This window comes from Flavobacterium hydrocarbonoxydans, from assembly GCF_009789235.1.
Classification (GTDB): domain Bacteria; phylum Bacteroidota; class Bacteroidia; order Flavobacteriales; family Flavobacteriaceae; genus Flavobacterium; species Flavobacterium hydrocarbonoxydans.
In genome coordinates this window covers 149,857-168,218 of record NZ_WSTB01000001.1, presented here as the reverse complement: position 1 = coordinate 168,218, position 18,362 = coordinate 149,857, and the positions used below count along the sequence as shown (strand labels likewise).

Below are 18,362 nucleotides of genomic sequence, written 5' to 3'. Positions count from 1 at the left end.
AAGCGTCTCGCTCGTGAACACAAGCAATGACAAAACAATGAAAACTTTGCGAGAACGAGCAAGATGCTCGCACTAGTATATGTAAAAATCTGCAAAATCTGCGTGAAAAATAAAACTACATTTTTTAATGATGTTTTACATGTTTTCCAAAAGTATAGGCGGCAGTAATGGTAGGACCATTATAACCCCATTTGAAGAAGCCGTTTAATCTTTCTTTTTCTACATCGACTTTAAAATTTAGACCGGTATAACCCGCTACCAGACTAAAATTGCCGGTTACATTGTATAAAACAGATAGATTATAACTCATGATTCTGCCGCTGATGTTATCGATTTTAAGGGCTAAATAATTGATGTTGGTATATAAACCCCAACGTCTTCCCAAAACAAATTTTCCCCAAATTCCAACATCGGGAAGGGGAGCGGTAAAATCTAAATTTTCACGGAGTTCTGCATCCACATTTTGACCTTCTGCACGTATCCCTACATCTCCTAAAAGCACGTGTGCACCAAGGAGTAAACCAGCTTCATATTTTGGTTTGGCTAAAATAGCGTAGCCATAAGCTACTCTTATTATTTGGTTGTTGCTAAAGGCCGTAACTCTTGTATTGATATCAAATTCTTTATCACCAAATTCAATCGTTTTTTCTAATGTTTTTGATGCAGAACGGTCCAGATAAAAATATTCAAAATCCAGTCGTGATCTTTTTGAAATGCGCCATTCAAAGGAGCCAGTAAACGAAACGTTATTTTTTTTAAAGCCTAAATCATTTTCGAAATCTATAGTAGTACCAATTTTTCCGTTGTTGGTACCTACCTGAACTTCTGTATTGTTTACCGGAAAAAATCCTCCGGCCATAATCCGAAATCGTCTGTTGGCCCACGGAAGTTCATCCGGATTATATTCCTGTGGGAGAACTAATTCTTCATTTTCTAAAGCTGTAAGTGGGTTTTCGACAGGTATTTCTGCTACCGTCTGAGCATTCGAAGAAAACCAAAAAAGGGAAACAATTTAAAAATAAATTAATTTTTTCATTTTCTTTATTTTTAAGTTTAGAACATCTTTTTCTTAAATAAAGTTAGTGAAAATAATAATCCAATCGTTTTTTTAAGTCAGTTATTTTGGTTTAACTAAGCTGTTTTTCAGTTTGTTATGTTTATTGATAAAAGGAAAATTAAACACGACTGTAATCGCCATTCCAGTTTACAATCGATTTTTTGATAGCATTTCCTGAAAGTTTATTCTCAAGAGTTTTATCAATAAGCGCTAGAAGTTCGTTATCTGGTGCAAAACGCAAAGCAAATAACTGATCATCCGTAAATTTATATTCGATTTCCTCAAAACGTTTTCCGGACAGTGTAAAATAACGGTAGCGCAGTTCTAATTTTACAATTCGGTTTTGCAAGGTTAAGGCATAATGCTGACGAAGCATAAACGCCAGACAAAACAAAAATACAAAGGCAACACTTATAAAAGCCCAGATAAGCTGTTGTTCTGTGGTAAAAGCAAAATAAATACTGGCGCTAAGGAATGCAATAAGAATAGGGTAATACACAAAATGATGTGGGGTATAAAAACGAATGTGGTTTTCTAAATTTTGAGGTTTCATAATTATTTTTTTAGGGATTAATAAAGTATAATGTGCAGTAATTATTTTTTTTCCTGAATCGTCTGAATAATTTTCCACTCATTCAATTTCGAGTCAAAGGATTTGCTGGCATTTGCTGGACTTGTTGAAGGTAAGGTAATAAGTTGATAGGTTTTCTCTAAAGACACATATTTTTTGAAAAAGGCGGCCGCCTTTTGTCCATTAAAAATAATAGTGTGAATGTGGGGATGTTTTTCCAGAAAGGATTCAAAATCATTTGCCATTTCGTTTTTTATGGCACTGTCTAAACTTCCTATCCGGTCACAATACTGCAAAACATCCCATAGTGCGATTTTGTTTTTAATCAAAAGTTTCTTTTTAGTTTGATACTCATTCGAAAAATCTTCATTTAAAATAAGAAACATAAATTTCCAGAAATTATTCTGATTATGACCATAATATTGATTTAATTCTAATGATTTTGTACCGGGCATTGTGCCTAAAATCAAGACAGTAGCATCAGAATCTGAAATCGGTAAAAAGGAAAAACTTTTCATAAAAATTAATTTTAAAATAATCATTTACAGCTAATTATAAAACAATAAACCGAAATTATATAACATTTTCAGTTAGGGTATAAACGAACTTTGGAAAACGGTTTTTAAAGCATTAAACAATCTTATTAACGCTTTTTCTTAAAAACTATAAAAGTAAATTTTAGAATTTCTAATTCCCAAAAAAATGAAAATAGTTACGATACATACAGAGAAAATTAAAGATATTTTTGAAGAATTAAGTTCAAATTTTGGTGGAAAACTGCATCATGACTTAGACGAATATTCTTTGAAAATTAATACTCCAAACGCTAAAGGTTCTATTATAGGTGCCTCCTTTAATGACGGTATTGCTTATGTGCAATTTGATATGGTTTTCTCGAATGATGTTAGTGTAAGTATTTTAAATTCAGTTGCTTCACCGGTTTATTTCGCCTATTGCTCAAAGGGAAATTTAGCGCACAGTTTTGGTGTTTCAGGCATCGAAAGAAAACTTAAAACCTATCAGACCGCTATAGTTTCTTCTAAAAGCGATAAAGAAAATGTTTTGTTTTTTGAAAAAGACAAACAAACTAAATTTACTTTGATTATCGTAGGAACTCAGGTTGCTGCCAATAAAAAAATGAATTCTCTGAACGAAAAAATAAAAGAAACTTTTGTTAACACTGATGGAGAAGAATTCTTTTACCTGGGTTCGTATAATTTGCAAATCGCCGAAAAAATCGAACAATTAGATGCTATTACACAAACTGGCATTGTTCGAAATTTACTTAAAGAAGGCATTATGAGAATTATCCTTGCGATGGAAATTCAACAACATACAGATGATCTGAATCACGCCTCTAAAGAAGCAAATGGTCTTACTTTAAGAGAAATGGAAGAAATCAAAGAACTTTCAGATTTAATAAAAGCAAATCCTGAAGAAGCCTTTACCATCAAAACGTTAAGTAAAAAATCAGGTTTATCTCCAAATAAATTACAGGAAGGTTTCAAAATGATTCACAACAGAACGGTCAACGATTACATCACCCACATGCGAGTTTTAAAAGCCGAAATATTGATAAGAACGTCTGATTTGAACATCTCAGAAATAGTGTATTGCATAGGTTTTACCAGCAGAAGCTACTTCTCTAAAATCTTCAAAGAAAAATTCAACTGCAGCCCAAAAGATTATAAATTTAATATTCATCCGTTGGCGATTACAGCTTAGTTTTTTTAAGGTGTTAAGGTTCTGAGTTGCTAAGACTCTAAGTTTTTTTTAGTTGCTGAGATTCTGAATTTCTAAGGTTCTAAGGTTTTTATAAATAAAAGCTTAGCAACTCAAAACCTTAGCAACTTAGTACCTCAAAAAAAATCTATCTCCCAAACCTATAATACTCTAAATCCGTATGTTTTTTGTTTTCTATCGAAGGTACTATCGAATCCATTCCTAATACACTGAAGGTAATGCCGTTTCCGCCAAAACCTAATACGTAATGTTCATTTCGATTAGTATTTGGTTTTCCAAAATAAGGCAATCCGTCTTTAGTTTCTCCAAAAGTTCCAGCCCAGGAATAATCTATTTTGAAAGGGATTCCAGGAAATTTTTTCTGAAATTGTTTCAAAAGATATTGTTCTTTTTTAGGTAATAATTTATCCCGTTTCGTTGGGTCTTTAAACTCCTCATCGCCGCCTCCTGCAATAATACGGTTGTCGCTGGTGGCACGAAAATACATATACGGGTCTCCGGTGTCCCATAAAACAGCATTTTTAAAAGCGACAGGCAATTCAGGAAATGCTTCAGAAATGATGACATAAGTACTTTTTAAGTCCACCACTTTTTCGGTAAGTGTTTCTGTACTTTCGTAGCCACTGCAATGAATTATATGATCCGCCGTGATATTGAATTTGTTTTCGGTATGGGCAATAAGTTTGTCTTTCTGATTTTGAATGGAAGTAATATTGGTACGGTCAAAAATCTGCATTCCTTTCTCTTCACAAAATTTAAGTAAATCCTGAGCCAGTTTATAGGGATCCATCACGGCAGCTGTTTGCGATTCGATGGCTGCAAATGCCTGAAGGCCTAATTTTTCTAAATCTTGTTTTTCTAACCATTTTACATCAAATCCGTTTTGTTTGCGCGCTTTAAATTCGGCTTTCAAAAACGGAAGATCTTTCTTAAGATTACAGTAATAAATACTTTTTTTAAATTCAAATTGACAATCACTTTTGATAACATCTACAATTTCAGCCAAATTAAAAATGGCTTTTTTTCCATTATTATAACTGTCAACAGCGCATTCTAATCCTCTGATTTTTATGAGTTCATGCAAAGCTACATCAATTTCATATTGAAGTAAAGCGGTACTGGCTGCAGTACTGCCGTTGCAAATATCCCGACGGTCAGTCAGGATGACTTTATAGCCGTTTGTTATTAATTTATAAGCAATTAAAGCGCCTGTAATTCCGCCTCCAATAATCAGGATTGGAGTAGTCAAATCAGATTCGAGAGAAGGGTAACTTTTTTCCAGGGCGTTTTTTAAAGGCCAGAAAGTTTCGGTAGATCTTAATTTCATTTTAGTATATTGTTTGACCTTCTAAAAGTCTTATATTCTTATTTTTAGCTGTTTTTATTTCAACTTTTTCTGTAGTAGGATTTGCATTACGGTTAAGAGCTTCTTTTTGAGCAATTTCGGCTATAGCCTGATAATAATTCTGAACAATACTATTTTCTTTTTCAGTACTTCGTCTCACTTTATTTAAATGATTGCTTGAATATTCGTTTGAGGCAACCAGCTCATTTAATTTTAACTGAATGTCAAGCGAATTTTTGCTTTGCATTTTATGAATTAAAACCACCAGTAAGATGATCCCATTGATTGCTAATTGCCAGATTTCGGAGTAACCAAAAAAAGGTCCTGAAATAGCCCATACAAAAATGATTACGATACCGCTAATGATGACGGTGGTGTTTCCAAAAATTTTAGAAAGTATTTGAGTGAAATTTTCGAATAAAAAATTGTGATTTGGTTTTGTATTTTTCATTTGCTGGTAGAGAATTTAGAGGGTACTGACTTTTTCTTTTTTAATCACTTTATTGTGTTTTTCGTCGTAAATAGCATCGTCAATTTTTTTACCTGTTTTGCTAAATACTTTTATTTGAGGATCCAGATGCGTTCCGGTAATGACAATCGGAATTCCGATAATCCCAAAAGGAGGAAGTCCTAAACGCATTCGTAAGTCTAATAATCCGTCGAAACTGCTAGTCCCTTTTATAGTAGGTTTAAACGTAGCCACATTAAAAGTAAACGGCTGAATATGAATTAAATTATTATCAATAGATGATTTTATTTCGATTCCTTTCATATCAGGATTATTGAGGGAATTTTGTCCCGTTTTAGAACTTATACCGTCAAATAATTTTAATCCTTTAATTTTTACATCTCTTAAATTCAGGATTCCGTTACCCTCAAAAGACGCATAAATGGGGCTCATATTTCCGTTTAAATCTCCTTTAATGGTATAATCTACAGATATAATCCCCTGGGCTTTTTCAGCAGCTGTAACCATTTCATGAAACATCGGTATTTCGTTATAAGCTCTTTGTACACTAAAATCTTTCGCCGTAAAATGCGCATCAAAATGTGCTGCTGTAGGGTTTTCATCTTTATAAGTAGCATCAATTCCTACGATGCAGTCAATGATATTAAAAGTGGCTTTTTCTAAATAAAAATTACCTTTAGTGATTCCTGTTTTTCCGGTAAGTTTATTTAAAACCAGACCGTTATATTCTACTTTATCGGCTTTTGTGGTTAGTGAAACATTTAAGTTTTTAGGAATGATTACCACGCCGCTCATTTTAGGATGGTCTTCTTTAGCATATTCTACTGCCAGATTACGATCCTCATTTTCACCTTTTTCGAGTGCCATAAATTCATCAACATTAATCAGTTTTGATTTCATGTTGAAGTTACCGCTCAAAGTTCCCTTTGATTCTAAAAAATAATTGATGGTATTAAGTAAATAGCCATTGATATCAAAATCCGACTTTCCATAAGAAGCATAAAATTTCTCAAACCACATCTTCTCATTCTGAAAACGGAAGTTTCCCTGTTTGATAAAAAAGGCTTTCGGGAAAAGCTCCGAAGTAGCTTTAATATTTCGTAAAACTAATGTTCCTTTATTGTCCAGCTTATCATATTGACCTGTAGTGGCGTAGCTTTGTTTACCCTTTAATAATAAATCAGCTTTGGCATAACCCGTAATATCAACTCCTTTTTGCGAAAAAACTTTATAGATGCGGCCTACGTTAAGTTCACCTTTTATTTTGGCATTATAAGCCAAATCATTAAAGTCCGAAAGGGCGGCTTTTACATACACCGGATTTCCTTCAAAAACAAATGAGGCTGGCGCAACGGCTACAATCAAATCTTCAAAAGTTCCTTTTTGATTGAGAATATTTGCTACGAAAGTAATATCGGTTATAGGGTTCGGATAAGAGTCTGTTTTGAGCCAGCCGTTGTGTAAAGCAATACCGCCTCTGGTTTTGGGAAATAATTTTTTGGAAGTACTAAAAAGCCCTTTGGCCTGAATATCGGTTCGTAAAATTCCTTTTAGATCAATCGTATTCAAACCCAGCGCAGCATCAACCGTAGCAAGGTTCAAAGCTCCCTTAACGCTTCCGTTTACCGTCATTTCGTTATAACCCGTACTCTGAAAAAAGGCTTTAAAATAGTCGTTATGTCCTACATTAAAATGAAGGTCTCTCAGGTTTATTTTTAGTTTTTCAAGATCAAGCGAAGGCATCATGGCATTTAAATCCATCTGAAAATCTGTTAGCGGAACGGGTGCATTTTTATAATTTACTGAACCATTATCAATTTTTAGATTAAAGGCCAAATTGGGTTTCTGCTTTTTAGCCACATTATAATTTCCTCTAAAAGTGAAAAGCAAATCACTGCGCCCGGACATTTGTGTATTTTCCATCCAGCCTAAATATTCAGGAGGCATGACCGAAAATAAATCCTTTAAAGTGGTGTTTTCAGAAGCCGCCTTGATATTTATTTTGTAGCCTTCTTTTAGTATGGTGAAAATACCGGTAAATTTTAAAGGTAATTTATTGATGTACAATTCATTTTTTTGAAGAATAAACGACAAAGCATGTGTGTTAATTCTTGTAACCAAATCGGCATGTAGTTTTTTCTTTCTAAGGTAAGCCGTTCGGTTATAATAAAAGTCAACAGTTTCTATTTCAGCATCGGTGCTTAAATCGAATATATCTTCGCTCAGATTCCCTTTTCCAATGTAATTAAAACCTTTTGCATCCACCAGAATTTTAGCCGAACGGTCATTATATTTAATATGACAATCCTCCAAATCGATTCTTTCTAACCGAAGCGCTGTCCCTTCCTCAGGCTGATTGGGGTCATTTTTAGAATCATTTCGGTCTTCAGGAGCCACATAAATATTGTAATTGGCTTGTCCTTTTTCGTTTACCATAACGTTTATCAACGCTTTAGAAACATATAATTTATTGATTTTTACTTCGCTGTTAAAAAACAATCTTTTCAGGTTGATTCCAAAGGCAACCTGTCCTGCTTTTAATAAAGTATCATTGCGAAACGGAGCGGATCCGGTGAGCGATACATCGTCAAGGGAAACCGTAAGTGATGGGAAATGAGTAAAAAACGAAAGTTTAGAATTCGTAAATTCTAATTTCGAATCTAAACGTTCGTTCGCTATTTTTTTTACTTCAGATGCTACTTTACCCGGAAAAAGAAGCGGAATCAAAAACAGCAATAGCAAGATAGAAGCAATTGTAATTCCAATTACTTTACCTGTTTTTAGTGCTATATTTCTGAAAGATAAATTCATAATTTGCTTTTTTTTAATAGTCAGTTTAAAGAAAAGTAAAGACAAAAATTGTATGCTGGCTGGCATACAATTTTGTTATTGGGCTGGAATTATTAGCTTTTTTCTTTTGCCTTTTTTTCAGCTTCTTCCTTTTTTTCTTTTTCAGCTTCGGCTTTTTTCTCAGCAGCTTCTTCTTTCTCTTTCTCTGCTTTTTCCTGCTGTTCTTCTTGTTTCTCTTTCAGTTCTTCCTGTTTTTTTTCTTTCTCTTTTTCTTTTTTCTTGAAATAGCCTTTTAAAAGAAAATTGCTTTTTGCCGCTTCCATGTTTTCACTAAAACCTTTTGTTCCTTTTTCAAGATTACTAATGGTTTGATCCATAGCATTTGCCATTCCCGGATCACGTACCAGTCTTGCCAGAGCTCCATTACCATTGTTCATACTGTGACTGAAAACGGCCAACTCTTCTGAAATAACCCCAACATTATCCATGCTTTTTTTGACACTTTTCATGATGTCGTTCATTTCAATTCCGCTTAGAGAGGCAATTTGGCCATTATTCTCTATCACTTTTTTAGATTTTACACCCGGAGTGATCGTTAGTACTTTGTCACCCATTAATCCATCCGAACCTATACTGGCTTTAGCATCAGTTTTAATAAATTCACGAACTTCTTCTTTCATGACCATGGCCACCGTAACAGAGGAATCGTTGACTAATTGAATTTCTTCGACAGTACCTACATTAATTCCTGAAAAACGAACATTATTGCCAATCTCTAAACCGCTTACGGTTTTAAAAGTTGATGTAATGCGAAATGTTGAACCAAAAAGGTTTTTTTGTTTACCAATAAAATATATTGCCATTATAAAAAGCAATAATCCTATTGATACAAACATTCCTAATTTCCAAGTATATCCAGATTGCTTATCCATGATTTCTAGTGTTTTTTATTTTTATTTTTTGTTTTATTCAAAAAACGAACGCACCCATTCGTCGTCGCTTTTTTCCAGTTCTTCGTATGTTCCTTCGGCGTGAATCACACCTTCTTTTAAAACCATAATTCTATCGGCAGTGAGTTTGGCGCAAGCCATATCGTGTGTGATAATGATAGATGTTGTTTTGCGTTTGTGTTTGATATCCAAAATCAGTTCGCTGATTTCCCTGGACGTTATGGTGTCTAAACCAGTTGTGGGTTCGTCGTACAAAATAATTTCGGGTTTCAGGATTAATGTTCTGGCTAAGCCAATTCTCTTTTGCATTCCACCCGATAATTCAGAAGGCATTTTGTCGATAGCATCAGCCAGACCCACACTTTCGAGAGCTTCTATCACCTGATTTTCAACTTCATCTTTACTTAAATCTCTTTGGTGTTTTCTTAAGGTAAAAGCTAAATTCTCCCTAACCGACATCGAATCGTACAAGGCGCCGCTTTGGAACAAAAAACCAATTCGGACTCTGATTTCATTGAGTTCACTTTTGTTTAAGTGAAGTACATTTTCGCCAAAGACATTTATTTCGCCTTTATCAGGTTCAATCAATCCCACAATACATTTTATGGTTACGGATTTTCCGGAACCGGAACGTCCTAAAATCACTAAATCCTCACCTTTGTTTACCGTAAGATTTACACCTTGCAAAACGTGATTCTCTCCACCAAAGGTTTTATGCAAATCCTTGATTTCAATCATCGTACGCTGCTCTTTTGCTTTTGCTTTTGTTGCTATATTTTCTTTTTCCTCAATCATCTTACATGAATAAATCGGTTATTTGAACAGCTACCATATCGATTATAAAAATGGCTAACGATGCCGTAACTACTGCTGAGTTGGCTGCTTTCCCCACACTTTCGGTTCCGTTAGAGGCATTAAACCCTTTATAACATCCGATCATTCCAATAAAAAAACCAAAGAAAAAAGTCTTGATGGTGGCTGGAATGACGTCTAGAAATTCCAATGACTGAAATATCTGAGCCAGAAAATGATACAAAGTCACATCGCCGTGAATATTAATTCCGAAATAGCCACCCAATATCCCGATTGCATCGGCAAAGAATACTAATATCGGCACCATTAAAGTTGTGGCTAAAATGCGGGTTACAACCAAATAATTATAAGGATTAATGGCCGATACCTCCATGGCATCAATTTGTTCGGTTACCTTCATCGAACCTAATTCGGCACCAATGCCTGAAGATACTTTTCCGGCACAAATCAATGCGGTAATCACGGGAGCAATCTCACGTATTAGTGATAGGGCTACCATTCCGGGTAACCAGGATTCGGCTCCAAATTTTACCAAGGTCGGACGCGATTGCAACGTGAGTACCAGACCCATGATAAAACCTGTAATAGCTACCAAAGGCAATGATTTGTAACCAATGATATAACACTGTTTCAGGAACTCCTTGAATTCGTAAGGCGGAATAAAAACCTCCTTAAAAAATTTGCCAGCAAACAAGGTTACACTGCCTATATCGTCGAATGTTTTCTTTATTGTGAGTATCAAAATAGTTAGTTTTTGGTGATGAAAAAGAGTTTTATTTTAATGAAAAAAATCTTCCTTATTTATAGTTGAAAATTACTCCCATAGTAACCAAAAAAAATTACAGAACTTTTGTTGAAGTTTATATAATTATCATTGGAAAAAATCAAGTGTAATAGGTTTTGTTTATTGATTATTAGTTGATTGTGTCTTTTGTAATCAGGATTTGTCACGTTGATTGTCTAAATAGTTTAGTTGTTTTTGGTGTAAAAAGGATGTTTTTGTCGAGAATTTGAATCAATTTTTAATGTCAGATTTGGTGTGATTCAGATTAAAAGAAAATCAAAAGTAGAGGCATCGATTCTCTGATTGGAGTCTAATCAGATTAGCATATATTAGAATACTTTTGAGAACTATCAAAAAGACAATTTTAGGCTTATCTGTTAAAATTAATTCAGTTTCCTGAAAAGGATTGCCAAAAAGACAAAGGAGTTCTCCGGAATTTTGTTTCTTTGTTATGCTTTAAGTATGATAAAAATTTAGATGGGGCTCTGGCGGAGCTTTCGATAGCAAATTAGTCTGTAGCTTTGTCCTGAATTATTTTTTTAAAGCATGAAATAACCCCAAAAAACACAATTAACGTATGAAAAAAGCAACTCTTTTAACTGTCTTAGTTTTAAGCGGATTGACCTCATTTGCACAATCAAATGATGAGAAAAACATTAAATCATTCTACAAAAAAGCCTTAACCGATTCTAAATGTTATACTTGGTTAGAATATTTGTCAAATGACATCGGGAGCCGTTTATCCGGATCTGATAACGCGGCAAAAGCGGTTCAATATACCAAATTACAATTAGAGGCCTTAGGACTTGACAAAGTGTATTTGCAGGAAGTAATGGTGCCGCATTGGGTACGCGGAGAAAAAGAAACAGCTTATATTTTAGATAATAAAACCAAAACGGTAGTGCCAATTTGCGCTTTAGGAAGCTCGGTTGCAACACCAAAAACAGGTCTTACTGCTGAAGTTATTGAAGTGCAGGGAATCAAAGAATTAGCAGCCTTAGGCGATAAAGTAAAAGGGAAAATTGTTTTTTACAACAGACCCATGAATCCTGAAAACATTGAAACCTTTACTTCTTACGGAGCTTGTGTTGACCAAAGATATGCAGGTGCAAAAGAAGCAGCAAAATTAGGAGCAGTAGGAACAATTGTGCGTTCGATGAACTTGCGTCTGGACGATTTCCCACATACAGGAAATCAAAGTTATGGCGATTTACCAAAAGAAGAATACATTCCAACAGCCGCTATCAGTACCAATGGCGCTGAATTGTTAAGCGAGTCTTTAAAAAACAATCCAAATTTAAAATTCTATTTCAAACAATCCTGCGAAACTTTACCAGATGTTTTGTCTTATAATGTAATTGGAGAAATTACCGGAAAAGAACATCCGGAAAACATTATGGTTGTGGGTGGTCACTTAGATTCATGGGATTTGGCCGATGGTTCGCATGATGATGGAGCAGGAGTAGTGCAAAGTATGGAAGTAGTCCGCATTCTGAAAAGTTTCGATTATAAACCTAAAAATACGATTCGTGTAGTATTGTTTATGAATGAAGAAAACGGAATGAGAGGCGGAAAAAAATACGAGGAGATTTCGAAACAAAACCACGAAAACCACATTTTTGCTTTGGAAAGTGATTCAGGCGGATTTACACCAAGAGGATTTTCTATTGATGCAGATGACGCAAACCTGAAAAAAATTCAGGGGTATAAAGACTTTTTTGAGCCGTATTTGGTACACAGTTTTACCATTGGACATGCTGGCTCTGATATTGATCCTTTGACCAATTCTAAAACTTTGGTAAAAGCAGGTTTAAAACCAGATTCGCAGCGTTATTTCGATTATCACCATGCCGCAAATGATAAATTTGATGCTATCAATAAAAGAGAACTGGAATTGGGTGCAGCAACTATGGCTTCATTAATATATCTTGTAGATCAAAACGGAATTGTACTTCCTGCTGCCACGGGGACAAATTAATTTCTGAAAATATTCAAAATAAAAGCCACTTTTACGAGTGGCTTTTTTTATGCAGATTTCTTTCATGAAGGAGACACCACTGTATGGTAAGCTGTGACAGGATTTATTTTTAAAAAATAATATCACAACTTCTGTGAAAAAAAATAAACTAAATAAAATTTGTCACAAGTTTTGTGTCAAAATAAAAAACTAATTAAAATTTGACACACTTTCTGTAGCAAAAATAAAAACATAAATAAAATTGCTACACTTTTTGTAGCAAAATAAAAAATAAGAAAAAAATTGCTACAAGAATGAATGTAACGATCGTTTTATTCACAAAAAAAAAGCTTTAAGAAAATAAATTCCTGCAGCTTTTTTTTATGGATTTGTATGCTAACTTATTGTGGTGCGTACGTTAACAAATAGTGTGTAACTTTTTTTGGAGAGTTTATAAGAGTTTTTTAGATAAAAATCAATAAGTATCAACAACCGTCTTCAATAAATCAGATTCCACAAGATTAGAAGGCGCAACCACTTTTTCTTCCAATGGAATTGCATCTCCGTAGCGTTCCTTTAAAATGATCTGTACTCTTGGGTCAGTCAAATTAAATTCTTTCAGCTCATGCAAAGGACATAATTCGATTCCGGCACCATTTTTATAGATTTTCCAAACCAATTCTGAGCAGTAAATCCTTTCATCAGACCATTCAAAAAAAGAATCGTATTCTTTTCCCTTAAACTGACTGCCGTAATTCTTCATCTCTTTAAGCAGTATCGGACTCAATACCGTTTCAGCATTTTTTAATCTTTTAACCACAATTTTTTGATCTCTTCCGTGTTTGATCCAGTCTGTTAGTGGCGTGATTTTTACGGGCTGAACCGCTTCAAAAACAAACTTTTTTCCATCCATGACATAAATAATTCCGCAATGCGAAAATTTAGAATTTGTTGCAATTCTAACCGCTTCACACTGACTGGACTCTGAAGTTTGGAAAATGATATCACCATCCTGAATTTTTTCTAATAATCCGTTTTCAGCTTTAGATTGCGAAAAGGAACTAATAGGAAAAACTAATAGGGTAACATACAAAGCACAACAGAAACTAATTAGAAAAGTAATTCCGAGAAAAAGATATTTAGGTTTTTTCATGTTTAAATTAACAGTATTGGTTGTTGTATTTCCTTGTAAAATAAATAATAGCCCGCTGATTTAACAGATTAAACAGATTTTCACTGAAAAAAATGCAATTTAAAACACCGGTGTAAATCAGTTTAATCTGTTAGATTCGTGGTCTATAAAACTAAGCAAATAAAAGACAAAAAAAATAGTTACCACATTGATAACTATTTTTTACATATATTTTATAAAATATTAGATTCTAAAAATTCCTCCTACAGCAATAATGCGCTGAAAGAAAAAGAAATCCTGCGATGCACTGTCATCAGAACTTTGTGTCGTTCTAATGTCCTGCATATTGATGTAACCACCTTTTAACTCACCCTGAAGATAGAAATGTTTGAAAAAAGTAAAGTTGATACCCGCTTTTGCCGAAACACCGTATCCGGAAACATGAAAATCATCATGACGTTCTTTTCCTAACAATGTCGTGTTGGTTTTAGGATATAAAATTCCACCGCCTAAACCTTCGGTTAAGTTAATCTGCACTTTATCAATATTAGGTAAACCAAACCATTTCGAAACATCATCATGTCTGGAAACTTCGGTATTGATGTAATTTAAACCATCAGTATGCTCGTACATTAAAAAAGCAGTACCATTTCCATTATTACCACCTTCCTCAGCACCACCTTGAGACATATCTACAGGTGTATTGTTGTAATCACCATTATAAATTGAACCAGGCTGATCTTCAGGCAGATTAATAGTACCCGTAACATTAGCAATTTGATTTTGTGTCATCACATATTTCATGTGGTCAACACCAATCGCAACACTGTAATGATCATTTATAAAATAACCAAATTTCAGGTTCGTTTGCGGAATCGTCATTCTCGCCGGATTAATATAATCAACATGCCAGCCTTTTGGCTTATCGTGGGCTTTCATATTATCAACCGTAAAGTTGTAATCTTTCCCTCGAAAAGTCACATCAGATTTAGAATAACTATCTCTATTGCCACCCCAGGATACAAAGAACTTTCCTTTATTGTGTGCTGTATATTTATCTTGTATTGCAATTTCTTCCTGAGCAAATGTATTTACAGCAAAACACATTAGGAAAAAAGGCAAGAATAAAAATTTATTTTTCAATGAATATATTGATCTTAGATATTAGAATGAATTAACTGTTTTTCTAATGGCAACTAGTTTTGTCATTAGACCTTCAAAATAGTCCAAATGAAGCATATTAGCCCCATCACTTTTTGCATTAGCAGGGTCAAAGTGTGTTTCGATAAAAATACCGTCAACACCTACAGCAATACCCGCTTTGGCAACAGTTTCAATCATATCAGGTCTTCCGCCAGTCACACCGGCAGTTTGGTTAGGTTGTTGCAGCGAGTGCGTAACATCCAGAACCGTTGTAGCATATTGTTGCATTGTAGGGATACCACGATAATCCACAATCATATCCTGGTAGCCAAACATTGTTCCACGATCCGTAACCATCACGTGTGGATTATTGCAATCCAAAACTTTTTGTACAGCGTGTTTCATACTTTCCGGACTCATAAATTGTCCTTTTTTCAGGTTTACCACTTTTCCTGTATTGGCAGCAGCCACAACAAGATCAGTCTGACGCACCAGGAAAGCAGGAATCTGAAGCACATCAACATATTGCGCCGCCATATCTGCATCTTCATTCGTATGAATATCCGTAACAGTCGGAATATGAAAAGTTTCCGAAACCTTTCTTAAAATTTTTAATGCTTTTTCGTCACCAATTCCCGAAAAACTATCAATTCTGGAACGGTTCGCTTTTTTAAACGACCCCTTAAAAACGTAAGGAATCTGAAGTTTGTCGGTAATACCAACTAATTTTTCGGCAATTCTAAGAGCCATTTCTTCACCTTCAATAGCGCAAGGACCCGCCAATAAAAAGAAGTTACCACTATCAGTATGCTTAATTTGAGGAATATCTTGTATGTTCATAGTATGTTTTTTAAACAGTGCAAAGGTAGTTATGATTTACTATTTACGGTTCCTGATTTAAGTTTTTTTTAAGAAGCTCATCCTGCTATCCGCTGCAATCTTTTTCTCCAAACCCTTTTTTTCTTGGTCTTTGCAGGAGCTTCCTCCGGTCGCTCTGCAAAAACCAGAAAAAATAGGCTTTCTCAAAAAAGGATTTTCGCTGCTATCAGGGCTAGGGCACTCGTGGAATTATGTTTTTATAATTCTATTTATCGTTCAAAATTTCTTGTATAGTATTGTAAACTTCCAGAATGGTATCTTTATTTTGGTTATCCTGATGATACAAAAGCGAAGAATAAATAGAAAAGTTTTCATTTTCCGTTTGACAGATAATTATATTATCAACTTTGGTTATGGTTTTTATTAAACCGCTTTTTTGATACCAGCGATTAAAAACATTAAACCTTTTTTGACTCTTTTTATCTTTATCATCGCAAACATAAATAATAGAATTTTGTGAGTTTTCAAAAAAGGATGAAATTATTACTTTGATCGTAGCCGAAACTAAAATATCAAGTTTCTCTGTTTCATCAAAATTAGCTTTTTCAATAATAATTTGAAAGATATTATTGATTTCTAATCCAGAAACAGCACTAAATGTTTCATCAATGATAAATGCAACACGATATTCTATATTATTTTTTGTAATGAAATAATAGAATTGAGAATCCTCGCAAAAAGAATAGTTATAGAGGTTTGGCAAGAGTAATTCCTTTTTGTTTTAAAGCTTCGGCAGAGGTTTTGCCTTGCAAGAACAAACGCACTGTATCTTTATTAGCAACCATTTTGGCTAAAGAGTTTAATACAGCTTGTTTATTTGTTGTAATCTTTTTCATACTACAAATTTATAAATAAAATTGTAATAAAATTAATTTTTTATGTAAAAATTAAAAATCAATATTTTTCAATTTAAATTCAGATTCCAAAATAGCTTTCAGTTTTTCTTCTTCAAAAGAAACAACTTCACTCACACCGTTTATTACCGATTTAATCGAATTTTTAAACACTATTTTTTTACCAAGAGGATTTTGCAAAACAACAATCAGGTTCTGTACAAAAAAGGAATCAGGATGCGAGTAATTATAATAATTTGCAGGTTTAAAATCAATCCATCTCTGCGGTGCCAGATCAAAAGAATACAAATTTGACCATTCTTTACCAATCAAAACCTGAAGTAAATAGTCATCTTCTTCAGTCTTGACCAAAGTAAAAGTATCATAATCATGCTGAATTTCAGTATCAGTTTCACTTAGTTTCAGTGGTTTCCGAATACTATTGCCGCCAAAACCCAAATCAATCAAATAGTCTTCATCTTCGATGGTTGCAATGATTCCAAAATGTGTTTTAGCATTTTGCCCCGGATTTACCAAAGGGCGGGCTGCAATATAATAATGCGGAATCCCAATTTCCTGTAGAGCCAAAGAAAACAGACCATTAATCTGATAGCAATAACCCCCGCGGTTTTTATTTACAATCTGATCTACAATATCGTCACCATGCAACGAAATAACTTTACCAGCCTGCACATCAATATTTTCAAAAGGGACACTAAATAATTGGCTTCGCATTAGTTTTGTAATACCTTCAAGATTCAATTCAATCGCTCCAGAAAACTGAATTCTGTCTAAATATTGCTGTAAATTAAAACCTGGAGCTTCAATTTTATACTGGTTTTTTGACTTTTCCATGTTTCGCAAATCAAATTTAATTACTCCTTCTTCAAACTCAATCCCATCGGAACCATCAAAATACCTTTTTCATAAATATTCAAATATAGAATAACAGGTTTCTTTTGTCCGTCCCATTTTAGTTCGTAAACATTCAGGAAGCCAGCGCCCATATCGCTTCTTTTGGTCGGGAAGGGGCAACAGGTTTCGAGTCTGCTGTAGGTTATTTTTTCACCGTTTGGTCCAGCCAAAGCATTCAGAAAACGGGTTTCGTTAAGTGCTTCGTCTCTGGTATTTCTAAAAAATATATTTACAGGATAATCAGGATGGTAACCGTATTTTTTGTCTTTGCTGAATAAAGTAATCGCAAAGGTGTTGTTTTTGGTTAAAACCAAATCGGGAGCATTATCATCTACATTTTTCAAAGTAGATTTGGTACTGATACACGAAGTTGCGGTAATCATTAAAACGATAAAAAATGCTATTTTTTTCATGGTGGGTTAGTATTTAATACAAATGTAAAAGGTTTTTGGTCAGGACCCAAACATAATAAACAGTCAAACTTACACACAAATTCAAACCTATTTTAAATTATATATAGCTAAAAATCAGTTTCATTAGTTCAATCAGTAAGCTATTTATTAAGTTTTTCAATTAAGTCTTAAAAATATCTACAGCAATCAGATATTGTGCCAGTAAAAATGTTTTCAAAAAAAAAACATTCTATTGTATCCAAATATAGAATAAAATAGAATGTTTTTTCAAAAGAGTTATAATCTAAACAATCTCAGCGCTCAGTCCAGCTTCCAATAGCTGTGTACATTGCGGTTTCAGTTTGTCCATTGGCCCCGTCTTTACGGTGCATTTTCCGTTGTAATGTACAATTAGCGAACATTGTTCTGCCTGTTCGGGAGTATGATGGCATACGCGCATTAAAGTATCAATTACGTGATCAAAAGTGTTTACATCGTCGTTATAAACAATGATTTCGTTATTAAAACCAACGGCTTCTTTTTCCCGGACTTTTTCTCTTATTTTTTCTTTAGTACTCATGTTTTTTAG

General features: G+C 34.1%; 19 protein-coding genes. 2 read left to right on the top strand and 17 right to left on the bottom strand.

From position 1 onward, the window contains the following. Window positions 1–124: 124 nt before the first annotated feature. The 3 genes from GON26_RS00740 to GON26_RS00730 all read right to left on the bottom strand — a co-directional run bounded on the left by GON26_RS00740 (window position 125) and on the right by GON26_RS00730 (window position 2,146). Entirely contained in the window at window positions 125–859 is a 735-nt protein-coding gene (locus GON26_RS00740; RefSeq protein ID WP_230407874.1) for a hypothetical protein, read from the bottom strand. 316 nt (window positions 860–1,175) lie between these two features. Then, window positions 1,176–1,610 (bottom strand): DUF6526 family protein, encoded by a 435-nt coding sequence (locus GON26_RS00735; protein ID WP_160372827.1) that lies wholly within the window; start codon window positions 1,608–1,610, stop codon window positions 1,176–1,178. A gap of 41 nt (window positions 1,611–1,651) precedes the next feature. Further along, complete coding sequence (locus tag GON26_RS00730) at window positions 1,652–2,146, bottom strand: DNA-deoxyinosine glycosylase (RefSeq protein ID WP_160372826.1); 495 nt, start codon at window positions 2,144–2,146, stop codon at window positions 1,652–1,654. A gap of 184 nt (window positions 2,147–2,330) precedes the next feature. Between GON26_RS00730 and GON26_RS00725 the strand changes: the two genes are divergently transcribed. Beyond that, window positions 2,331–3,353 (top strand): helix-turn-helix domain-containing protein, encoded by a 1,023-nt coding sequence (locus tag GON26_RS00725; RefSeq protein ID WP_160372825.1) that lies wholly within the window; start codon window positions 2,331–2,333, stop codon window positions 3,351–3,353. A gap of 145 nt (window positions 3,354–3,498) precedes the next feature. On the opposite strand, the gene GON26_RS00720 is transcribed toward GON26_RS00725, so the two are convergent. The 6 genes from GON26_RS00720 to GON26_RS00695 all read right to left on the bottom strand — a co-directional run bounded on the left by GON26_RS00720 (window position 3,499) and on the right by GON26_RS00695 (window position 10,480). Then, window positions 3,499–4,698: an NAD(P)/FAD-dependent oxidoreductase gene (locus GON26_RS00720; protein ID WP_160372824.1), complete on the bottom strand. Its 1,200-nt coding sequence runs from the start codon at window positions 4,696–4,698 to the stop codon at window positions 3,499–3,501. A gap of 1 nt (window position 4,699) precedes the next feature. Next, complete coding sequence (locus tag GON26_RS00715; RefSeq protein ID WP_160372823.1) at window positions 4,700–5,167, bottom strand: low affinity iron permease family protein; 468 nt, start codon at window positions 5,165–5,167, stop codon at window positions 4,700–4,702. A gap of 15 nt (window positions 5,168–5,182) precedes the next feature. Then, window positions 5,183–7,996 carry an AsmA family protein gene (locus GON26_RS00710; RefSeq protein WP_160372822.1) on the bottom strand — a complete coding sequence of 938 codons (2,814 nt, stop codon included), beginning with the start codon at window positions 7,994–7,996 and terminating at the stop codon, window positions 5,183–5,185. 92 nt (window positions 7,997–8,088) lie between these two features. Beyond that, a complete protein-coding gene (locus tag GON26_RS00705) occupies window positions 8,089–8,907 on the bottom strand; it encodes an MlaD family protein (protein WP_160372821.1) in 819 nt (272 codons plus the stop codon). 33 nt (window positions 8,908–8,940) lie between these two features. Further along, window positions 8,941–9,720, bottom strand: coding sequence for an ABC transporter ATP-binding protein (locus GON26_RS00700; RefSeq protein ID WP_160372820.1), 780 nt, complete (start codon window positions 9,718–9,720; stop codon window positions 8,941–8,943). 1 nt (window position 9,721) lies between these two features. Next, window positions 9,722–10,480: an MlaE family ABC transporter permease gene (locus tag GON26_RS00695; protein WP_160372819.1), complete on the bottom strand. Its 759-nt coding sequence runs from the start codon at window positions 10,478–10,480 to the stop codon at window positions 9,722–9,724. A 619-nt stretch (window positions 10,481–11,099) separates the two neighbouring features. Between GON26_RS00695 and GON26_RS00690 the strand changes: the two genes are divergently transcribed. Next, a complete protein-coding gene (locus GON26_RS00690; protein WP_160372818.1) occupies window positions 11,100–12,500 on the top strand; it encodes a M20/M25/M40 family metallo-hydrolase in 1,401 nt (466 codons plus the stop codon). Window positions 12,501–12,954: 454 nt separating this feature from the next. Here the strand turns inward: GON26_RS00690 and GON26_RS00685 are convergent, their stop codons facing one another. From GON26_RS00685 to GON26_RS00650, 8 genes are all read right to left on the bottom strand, one after another. Further along, window positions 12,955–13,632 carry a YiiX family permuted papain-like enzyme gene (locus GON26_RS00685; protein WP_160372817.1) on the bottom strand — a complete coding sequence of 226 codons (678 nt, stop codon included), beginning with the start codon at window positions 13,630–13,632 and terminating at the stop codon, window positions 12,955–12,957. 222 nt (window positions 13,633–13,854) lie between these two features. After that, complete coding sequence (locus GON26_RS00680) at window positions 13,855–14,754, bottom strand: hypothetical protein (RefSeq protein ID WP_160372816.1); 900 nt, start codon at window positions 14,752–14,754, stop codon at window positions 13,855–13,857. A 21-nt stretch (window positions 14,755–14,775) separates the two neighbouring features. Then, window positions 14,776–15,594 carry a 3-deoxy-8-phosphooctulonate synthase gene (kdsA, locus tag GON26_RS00675; protein ID WP_160372815.1) on the bottom strand — a complete coding sequence of 273 codons (819 nt, stop codon included), beginning with the start codon at window positions 15,592–15,594 and terminating at the stop codon, window positions 14,776–14,778. Between the two features lie 244 nt (window positions 15,595–15,838). Beyond that, window positions 15,839–16,336: a DUF6169 family protein gene (locus GON26_RS00670; RefSeq protein WP_160372814.1), complete on the bottom strand. Its 498-nt coding sequence runs from the start codon at window positions 16,334–16,336 to the stop codon at window positions 15,839–15,841. After that, the gene (locus GON26_RS00665) at window positions 16,320–16,469 is read right to left on the bottom strand and encodes a hypothetical protein (RefSeq protein WP_160372813.1); all 150 of its coding nucleotides are present in this window, start codon (window positions 16,467–16,469) and stop codon (window positions 16,320–16,322) included. The genes GON26_RS00670 and GON26_RS00665 overlap by 17 nt, the downstream gene beginning before the upstream one ends. A gap of 51 nt (window positions 16,470–16,520) precedes the next feature. Beyond that, window positions 16,521–17,321: an arylamine N-acetyltransferase family protein gene (locus GON26_RS00660; RefSeq protein ID WP_202110808.1), complete on the bottom strand. Its 801-nt coding sequence runs from the start codon at window positions 17,319–17,321 to the stop codon at window positions 16,521–16,523. Window positions 17,322–17,341: 20 nt separating this feature from the next. Beyond that, window positions 17,342–17,794, bottom strand: coding sequence for a 2-dehydro-3-deoxyphosphooctonate aldolase (locus tag GON26_RS00655; protein WP_160372812.1), 453 nt, complete (start codon window positions 17,792–17,794; stop codon window positions 17,342–17,344). Window positions 17,795–18,077: 283 nt separating this feature from the next. Then, complete coding sequence (locus tag GON26_RS00650; RefSeq protein WP_160372811.1) at window positions 18,078–18,353, bottom strand: ATP-dependent Clp protease adaptor ClpS; 276 nt, start codon at window positions 18,351–18,353, stop codon at window positions 18,078–18,080. Window positions 18,354–18,362: the final 9 nt, after the last annotated feature.

What these genes read in the sequence shown, in the direction of transcription:
- GON26_RS00685 (WP_160372817.1), bottom strand. Translation starts at nt 13,632, where the DNA reads ATGAAAAAACCTAAATATCTTTTTCTCGGAATTACTTTTCTAATTAGT.
- GON26_RS00725 (WP_160372825.1), top strand. Translation starts at nt 2,331, where the DNA reads ATGAAAATAGTTACGATACATACAGAGAAAATTAAAGATATTTTTGAA.
- GON26_RS00700 (WP_160372820.1), bottom strand. Translation starts at nt 9,720, where the DNA reads ATGATTGAGGAAAAAGAAAATATAGCAACAAAAGCAAAAGCAAAAGAG.
- GON26_RS00690 (WP_160372818.1), top strand. Translation starts at nt 11,100, where the DNA reads ATGAAAAAAGCAACTCTTTTAACTGTCTTAGTTTTAAGCGGATTGACC.
- GON26_RS00705 (WP_160372821.1), bottom strand. Translation starts at nt 8,907, where the DNA reads ATGGATAAGCAATCTGGATATACTTGGAAATTAGGAATGTTTGTATCA.
- kdsA (WP_160372815.1), bottom strand. Translation starts at nt 15,594, where the DNA reads ATGAACATACAAGATATTCCTCAAATTAAGCATACTGATAGTGGTAAC.
- GON26_RS00665 (WP_160372813.1), bottom strand. Translation starts at nt 16,469, where the DNA reads ATGAAAAAGATTACAACAAATAAACAAGCTGTATTAAACTCTTTAGCC.
- GON26_RS00720 (WP_160372824.1), bottom strand. Translation starts at nt 4,698, where the DNA reads ATGAAATTAAGATCTACCGAAACTTTCTGGCCTTTAAAAAACGCCCTG.
- GON26_RS00740 (WP_230407874.1), bottom strand. Translation starts at nt 859, where the DNA reads ATGGCCGGAGGATTTTTTCCGGTAAACAATACAGAAGTTCAGGTAGGT.
- GON26_RS00650 (WP_160372811.1), bottom strand. Translation starts at nt 18,353, where the DNA reads ATGAGTACTAAAGAAAAAATAAGAGAAAAAGTCCGGGAAAAAGAAGCC.
- GON26_RS00735 (WP_160372827.1), bottom strand. Translation starts at nt 1,610, where the DNA reads ATGAAACCTCAAAATTTAGAAAACCACATTCGTTTTTATACCCCACAT.
- GON26_RS00655 (WP_160372812.1), bottom strand. Translation starts at nt 17,794, where the DNA reads ATGAAAAAAATAGCATTTTTTATCGTTTTAATGATTACCGCAACTTCG.
- GON26_RS00730 (WP_160372826.1), bottom strand. Translation starts at nt 2,146, where the DNA reads ATGAAAAGTTTTTCCTTTTTACCGATTTCAGATTCTGATGCTACTGTC.
- GON26_RS00715 (WP_160372823.1), bottom strand. Translation starts at nt 5,167, where the DNA reads ATGAAAAATACAAAACCAAATCACAATTTTTTATTCGAAAATTTCACT.
- GON26_RS00660 (WP_202110808.1), bottom strand. Translation starts at nt 17,321, where the DNA reads ATGGAAAAGTCAAAAAACCAGTATAAAATTGAAGCTCCAGGTTTTAAT.
- GON26_RS00710 (WP_160372822.1), bottom strand. Translation starts at nt 7,996, where the DNA reads ATGAATTTATCTTTCAGAAATATAGCACTAAAAACAGGTAAAGTAATT.